7 protein-coding genes and 1 pseudogene are annotated in these 6,738 nt (G+C 42.1%); 4 read left to right on the top strand and 4 right to left on the bottom strand.

Annotated elements, in window-relative coordinates; translation table 11 throughout:
• Positions 1–110: pseudogene (locus tag IQ242_RS13155) on the top strand (IS630 family transposase); the annotation flags it as partial.
• A 166-nt stretch (positions 111–276) separates the two neighbouring features.
• On the opposite strand, the gene IQ242_RS13150 reads toward IQ242_RS13155, so the two are convergent.
• Positions 277–1,092: a PEP-CTERM sorting domain-containing protein gene (locus IQ242_RS13150; RefSeq protein WP_002788850.1), complete on the bottom strand. Its 816-nt coding sequence runs from the start codon at positions 1,090–1,092 to the stop codon at positions 277–279.
• Positions 1,093–1,223: 131 nt separating this feature from the next.
• Here IQ242_RS13150 and IQ242_RS13145 point away from each other — a divergent pair, with 131 nt between their 5' ends.
• From IQ242_RS13145 to IQ242_RS13135, 3 genes are all read left to right on the top strand, one after another.
• Positions 1,224–1,757 (top strand): hypothetical protein, encoded by a 534-nt coding sequence (locus IQ242_RS13145; RefSeq protein WP_002788851.1) that lies wholly within the window; start codon positions 1,224–1,226, stop codon positions 1,755–1,757.
• 64 nt (positions 1,758–1,821) lie between these two features.
• Positions 1,822–2,121, top strand: a complete 300-nt coding sequence (locus tag IQ242_RS13140) for a type II toxin-antitoxin system HigB family toxin (RefSeq protein WP_002788853.1) — start codon at positions 1,822–1,824, stop codon at positions 2,119–2,121.
• Complete coding sequence (locus IQ242_RS13135) at positions 2,105–2,503, top strand: type II toxin-antitoxin system HigA family antitoxin (protein WP_002788855.1); 399 nt, start codon at positions 2,105–2,107, stop codon at positions 2,501–2,503. The genes IQ242_RS13140 and IQ242_RS13135 overlap by 17 nt, the downstream gene beginning before the upstream one ends.
• Before the next feature lie 260 nt (positions 2,504–2,763).
• On the opposite strand, the gene IQ242_RS13130 is transcribed toward IQ242_RS13135, so the two are convergent.
• The 3 genes from IQ242_RS13130 to IQ242_RS13120 form a co-directional block, all read right to left on the bottom strand.
• A complete protein-coding gene (locus IQ242_RS13130; RefSeq protein ID WP_193960274.1) occupies positions 2,764–4,425 on the bottom strand; it encodes an NAD(P)H-quinone oxidoreductase subunit 4 in 1,662 nt (553 codons plus the stop codon).
• A 123-nt stretch (positions 4,426–4,548) separates the two neighbouring features.
• On the bottom strand, positions 4,549–5,250 hold the full coding sequence (locus tag IQ242_RS13125) for an ABC transporter ATP-binding protein (RefSeq protein WP_193960273.1): 702 nt from the start codon (positions 5,248–5,250) through the stop codon (positions 4,549–4,551).
• 385 nt (positions 5,251–5,635) lie between these two features.
• The gene (locus IQ242_RS13120) at positions 5,636–6,373 is read right to left on the bottom strand and encodes a septal ring lytic transglycosylase RlpA family protein (RefSeq protein WP_193960272.1); all 738 of its coding nucleotides are present in this window, start codon (positions 6,371–6,373) and stop codon (positions 5,636–5,638) included.
• Positions 6,374–6,738: the final 365 nt, after the last annotated feature.

Below are 6,738 nucleotides of genomic sequence, written 5' to 3'. Positions count from 1 at the left end.
AGGCGAGAACTTACAAAGACTTAATAGAAGGGATTGAATTAGCTATGTTAGAAGTTACTCAAAAAGATATTCGCAATTGGTTTACTCACTGTTGCTACTGTACCTCATGAGTCAGAGAATTGCTATAGTATAACGATTCTGGTTCCAATCACACAATTTAGAGAACCGTTAAAAATCTATGAACTCCCGAAAAGGCTTGCCATATAAGCATTTCACATCTAAGTACAATTGCTTATTGCAAAAGTGGGATGCTCCCCGGGAGATCGGGAGAATCTATTACATCCAATTAGCTGAAACAGTCCGCTTGCAGAATACACCTAGTCCAAATAAACCGAATCCTAATAAACCAAAGACAGTGGAAGGTTCAGAAACAGGTTGACTAGATTGGGGAACAAATCCATATTCTAAGTGATCTACTCCAAAGCCTACATTGATCAAAGTCTGAGATATTGAGATAGCTGAAATGCCTGCTAAATTGATAACTCCAAAAAAGCGATCATCAACTGTTGTTCCGTCGTTTCTGGTATCGCCAATCTGTCCCTGACCAAGTGCAATAGTACCTAAAGAATTTCCTTGTGCATCAAACCCTTCAAAAGTTAGTGGTGTTTGATCTATTCCGCCAAAGCTTGAATATGAATCTGTCCAGACAATACCTACATGAGTAGGAAAGTTTCCTAAAGTATTGGCATTGAAAGTAAATTTAAAGCCTCCTATTATTCCATTACCTACTTCAACGAGATAATGACCTTGTTGCCCGTTTCCATCAATCACTCCGTCGTCAATATCAACAGAATCTGTATAAAAACCTGGACCTTCCACGCCAAATGGTAAGCCACTAGCACTAGAGGCTGTAACACCTGGCACATTCAGGGAACCATCCTCAAAATTCTCAAGGTAAAAATAGCTAAAGTTAACATTTTTAAATGGACTATCATTAAAGCTAAGATAAGGAGTTGGTCCGAGTAATGTTGGAGCAGAATTTACAACGGGAGTTTCAATGACTGCACAACCGAGGAAAACTCCAGTAGCTAGTGTTATGGTGGTAATTTTATTAGCCATTCTTTTAGCCTCATCAATTCCTGCTTCAAGCATAAGCCTGATTTCAGCTAATCTAAAGTCGGATGGTGGCGGATAAAGGCGGGAGTTTTATTAATAATCTTGACAAAAAGCGGATTATAGCGGATAATAACGGGTGGGCGTTAGAGGTATGAAGCAACAGGTTAATGGACGTACAAGCGGTGTTGAAATACGTGGATGACCTAGTTTTCGCACAAACGGGGCAACATCTTGACAGTCTGCAGGTTGCGATTCTGAAGGGAGTCCTTAATGGAAAAAAATATACCCATATTTCTGAAGAATATCATTGTTCGGCAGGGCATACTAAAGATGAAGCTTATCAACTGTGGCGCATTCTTTCCGAAGCTTTAGGAGAAGATTTAAATAAGTCTAATTTCCGTGCTACTATTGAAAGATTAGGAGTGGCAAATGCGTACTCCAATATGGTTAATCCTGTGCAAATCGGTAACATTAACCTCTGTGCTAATCCTTCACAAAGTTATGAGACAGAAAATATTGAATCAATAATAGAAGAAACTGCTATACCTTATGTTAAAGAAAGCCTGACAATTCTGGAAAGAGAAAGACAAAAAGCAAAACTAGAAATTATTCCAAACTTAGTCGAGCTTGGCTTGACGGCCGAGCAAATTGCTAGTACGTTGGGATTGTCTCTTGAGCAAGTTAAAAAATGTATTCCTTAATTTTATTTAATGAGCATTGTCCACCTTTTTTAACAATAGAGATAATTTATGTTTGTTTTTATAAATGCACGTCATCAGCTATCGAAGATTACGAGAATTTACGAATAAACACGCTGATTCCCGAATAGCTTTAGAAAATTGGCATAAAATTGCCAGTCAAGCAATTTGGTATAATTTAGTTGAGGTTCAAACAGTATTTCCCCAAGCAGAAGCAGTTGGTAATTTTACTGTTTTTAACATTAAAGGAAATCGTTATCGCCTTATAACCAGTATCGATTATCAGAAGCGGCTAATTTATATCAAGTATGTTTTAACTCACGCTGAATACGATAAGGAGCAATGGAAAAATGACCCTTACTTTTAATCCAGAAAAATACAAAGAATTACTAGCTCGCCATTTACCTAAAGTTATCAGAACAGAAGCAGAAAATGAAAAAGCTCTGGTTATTGTCGAAGAATTGATGCACCGTCAGCATCGAACTCCCGAAGAAGATGAACTTTATGAGCTTCTAATTTTTTTAATTGAGAATTTTGAAAGAAGCTTTTATCTACAAGAATCAACCACACCTAATTCTATGTTATTGTTTTTGATGGAGCAACAAAGCGTTAACAAGAAAGACATAGCCATAATCCTTGGCTCTGACAAAATTGCTTCTAGTTTAATTGCAGGAAAAGGGTCAATTAGCCAAGAACAGGCGAAATTATTAGGACATTTCTTTCATGTAGATTATAGTTTGTTTATGTAGGGTTTGCTGAAAAAGTAGGGGCGAAGCATTCGGATAGGAAATCTACGGTTTCAGCGATAGGTTATGCCCGAATGCTTCGCCCCTACAAGACCACGATTCTCTGAAAATCTTGCACTTGTTTTGCGAAATAGACCCCTAAAACCCTTACCTCGTCTATATTTCACATTTATTCAGCCAACCCTAATTAATTATCTCCTCGCCAAAAAAATCAGGAGCAGAATTTCTACTCCTGATAACCTATTCACTTTAGACTTGCCAATTTATTGGAGGATGCTGGCAACTTTGGCGCTTACGTCCAGTTGAGTTTCAGCGTAGATATTTTGACGAGTAGCGGCGATTTCTGTGTAAGCTTGACGCACTTCCGAGTTAACTGCCACCGTTTTGACATCGTAGATACGCGTAGCCAGTTGGGGATAGAAACCGATAGCGACAATCAAAGCGAGGAAAGAGACAGCGATAAAGATTTCTCTGGGTTTAGCGTCAATATATTCTGATTCATGAGGGAGGACACAGCTAGTACCGAAACAAACTGCCTGTTCGTTACTTTTGTTGGGGAGAATGTTAGTAATATCGCAGGAAGAACCATCTCCGTAGAAAACTTGACGAAGCATGGAGAGTAGATAAATCGGGGTGAGGATTAAACCAACGGAAGCGAGGAAGACAGTCACAACCCGGAAGGTTTGGCTATAAACGTCACTGCTAGTGACACCGATGAATACAGTAATTTCGCTGGCAAAACCGCTCATTCCGGGTAACGCTAGGGAAGCCATGGCGCCGGCAGTAAAGAGAGCGAAGACTTTCGGCATCGCTTGAGCAATCCCACCCATCTCGTTTAAAGCTAAGGTATGGGTGCGGTCGTAGGTGACACCAGCAAGGAAGAATAAGACGGCGGCAATTAAACCGTGGGAGAGCATTTGTAACATAGCACCGCTAATACCCACATCGGTAAAGGAAGCAATCCCTAAAAGGACGAATCCCATGTGTGAAACCGAGGAATAAGCGAGACGGCGTTTCATGTTTTGTTGACCGAAGGAAGCGAAAGCACCGTAGATAATATTAACGACACCGAGAATCGCTAGAATCGGGGCAAAGTAGATGTGTGCATCGGGTAGAAGCCCCATATTAAGACGGATTAAACCATAACCACCCATTTTGAGGAGAACACCAGCGAGAATCATCGATACAGGTGCAGAAGCTTCACCGTGAGCATCGGGGAGCCAAGTATGGAGGGGGAAGATGGCGAGTTTGACCCCGAAAGCGATTAATAAACCGGCGTAAAGGACTAATTCTAAAGCGAGGGGATAATCTTTAAATCCTAATTCCGCCATATCAAAGGTCATCGCACCACCACCGTAAAGAGCCATGGCTAGACCAGCAACGAGGATGAAGATAGAAGCGGCGGCGGTGTAGAGTAAGAATTTAGTGGCTGCATAACGACGTTTTTGGCCACCCCAGATGGAAACGAGTAGATAAACGGGAATTAACTCGATTTCCCACATTAAAAAGAATAATAATAAGTCTTGGGCGACGAAAACACCAATCTGAGCGGCGTAGAGCAACAGCATCAGGAAGTAGAATAAACGGGGTTTACGGTCCACTTGCCATGCGGCCAAGATAGAAAGGGTTGTCACCAATCCTGCTAATAAAACTAACGGTGCCGATATACCATCCACCGACACCGCCCAACTTAAACCTATTTGGGGAACCCAATCGATTTTTTCCACTAATTGTAGGTTGGGGTTGCTTAAATCATATTTTTGTAAAAAGACGTAACACATTAATATAAAGTCTGCTAGTCCGACTCCAAGAGCGAACCAACGAACAGTTTTTCCTTCCTTGTCGGGGATTACAGGGATAAGGAAGGAGGCAAGCAAGGGGAGCAAAATGATGGCAGTGAGCCAGGGGAAGTTAGCCGTTAGCATGGCAGTAAGAAAAAATACCTATTTGGTTATGTGTTCATTCTAGGCGACTTTGTAAAATTTTGTTAATATTTTTTACCAAGTTTTACTATAGATTTTCTTCAATGATCCCCCCACTGTGATTGATCAGCCCAAATAAGCTTGTTTGACCCGCTCATCCTTGAGTAAATCCCCGGCTTCTCCTGCGATAGTCAAGCGTCCCGCTTCCAAAACATAGCCGCGATTGGCAGTTTCTAGGGCTAAATTGGCGTTTTGTTCCACTAACAGGATAGTTACTCCCGATTCGTTTAATTGACGGATAATGCTGAAGATTTCTCGCACTATCTGCGGCGCTAGTCCTAAACTGGGTTCGTCTAGTAACAATAACTTGGGACTACTCATTAAAGCTCTGGCGATTGCCAGCATCTGCTGTTCCCCACCGCTTAGGGTTCCCGCTAACTGCTCTCGGCGCTCCCATAGTCGGGGAAACAGTTGCCACTGCTTTTCGATATCACTTTTTACTCCTAGGCGATCGCTCCTCGTATAGGCCCCTAACTGCAAATTTGTCAAGACTGTTTGACGCGCTAAGATTCTTCTCCCTTCCGGACTATGGGCAATTCCCCGCTTAACGATTTCATGGGGGGGTAAATGGGTAATATCTTGACCTTGATAAATTATTCGCCCCGTCTTTGCCGTTAAAAGCCGAGATATCGTCTTTAGAGTCGTCGTTTTTCCTGCTCCGTTCGCTCCAATCAGGGTGACAATTTCCCCCCTTTCTACCCTTAAACTAACCTGCTGTAATGCCTTTATTCCGCCATAATTAACCGATAAATCGCTAATTTCTAACATAAACCCAGTCAAATCCCAATAGGATCACTATAGCAGTTATCAGTTATCAGTTATCAGTTATCAGTTATCAGTTATCAGTTATCAGTTACCAGTTATCAGTTATCAGTTACCAGTTATCAGTTATCAGTTATCAGTTATCAGTTATCAGTTATCAGTTATCAGTTATCAGTTATCACTGATCAGATGTGAGTTTTTAGTCAGTCCCGATGAAAAAATTTTCACCACCAGAGATGAAAGAGGTTTCCTTCCCTACACCCCACACCCTACACCCTCTTTCAAGTCAGGGATAAGGAGGAAGCCTGAGCATTTGTACTAGATTTTCCCAGAAGCAGATTAACAGTGCTGTCTTTTCACTGATAACTGTTTACTGATAACTGTTTACTGATTATCTGCCTAAAACTTCCAAGACCACTGGGGCAACTCCCGACTGGAAGACACCGATAATCGCTGCCGCACCTCTGGAGAGGTCGATGACGCGACCACCGCTAAACGGACCGCGATCATTAATTCGCACCACCACCGAGCGCCCATTACGCAGATTAGTTACCCTAACCTTGGTGCCGAAGGGTAGATAGCGATGGGCGGCAGTTAAACCACTAGAGTTAAAAGTCTCACCACTAGCGGTGCGACGACCGTGGAAACCGGAACCATACCAAGAGGCCATTCCCCGTTTACGGGGGCGACTGCTGGTTTTTGTCCCTTGGGTTGTTTTCGGCTTCTCTGGCGGTGTCACTGAGGTAGGATTGCTGGCCGGGACTGGTTTGACTTGATTGGGTTGTGATTGGGGTTGTATCGTCGAAGGAATGGCCTCTTGGGTCCAGGGTGTAACGCTTGCGGGGACGGTATTTTCTTTGTCCACTAGGGACTCCAAAGTTTTTAGAATTTCGTTAGCATTATCTTGAACCGAACGTGATAATTTAATATCTGAATCGAATGTTCGACTATTAGAAAAAGCGGACAGAACGGTTTGAGTAGTTGACTCGATAACAGTTTGACGACCTACGCTAATATCCGTCAGGCTGTTGCTGTGTCCTGCTGTCTGGGAACAAATTATCGAGGCTGTAGTCCCCACTACGGTAAGGGCAGTTACAGCTTGTAGTTTGTTGATCAGTTGTTTATTCATAGACTTTCTTATTGTGCGTTAGCAAGTTCCCAATGCAAAGCTGAAGGAATTTGCTAACATTCCTTTTTGCTTGCAAAGCTAACTTGGTTGCGTTCTGTTCAACCGTATCACGGAAAATCGGTTGGTCATTACGAGAATTTATATCGTTATCGGGCAAGAGAATCAAAAATTTAAATAAAGGGTTGACTTGCGCTAAGAACCAAGTTAAGATAGTAGGTTTTGAATTTTTTGTCTCCTAGAGGGGGTCAAGGTTAGGAAAACTTGGGGAATTAGTGAAATTTTGAGAGGGAATAATGCTAGTATTGATAAGGCTTTCAAGGATTATCAGCCCTCCGCGATTTCCCTCTATGTATGCAGATAATGGT

The sequence above is a fragment of the Microcystis sp. LEGE 08355 genome (assembly GCF_015207185.1).
GTDB lineage: Bacteria > Cyanobacteriota > Cyanobacteriia > Cyanobacteriales > Microcystaceae > Microcystis > Microcystis panniformis.
The sequence above is the reverse complement of the archived record's forward strand: the minus strand, read 5'-3'. Positions and strand labels throughout refer to the sequence as shown.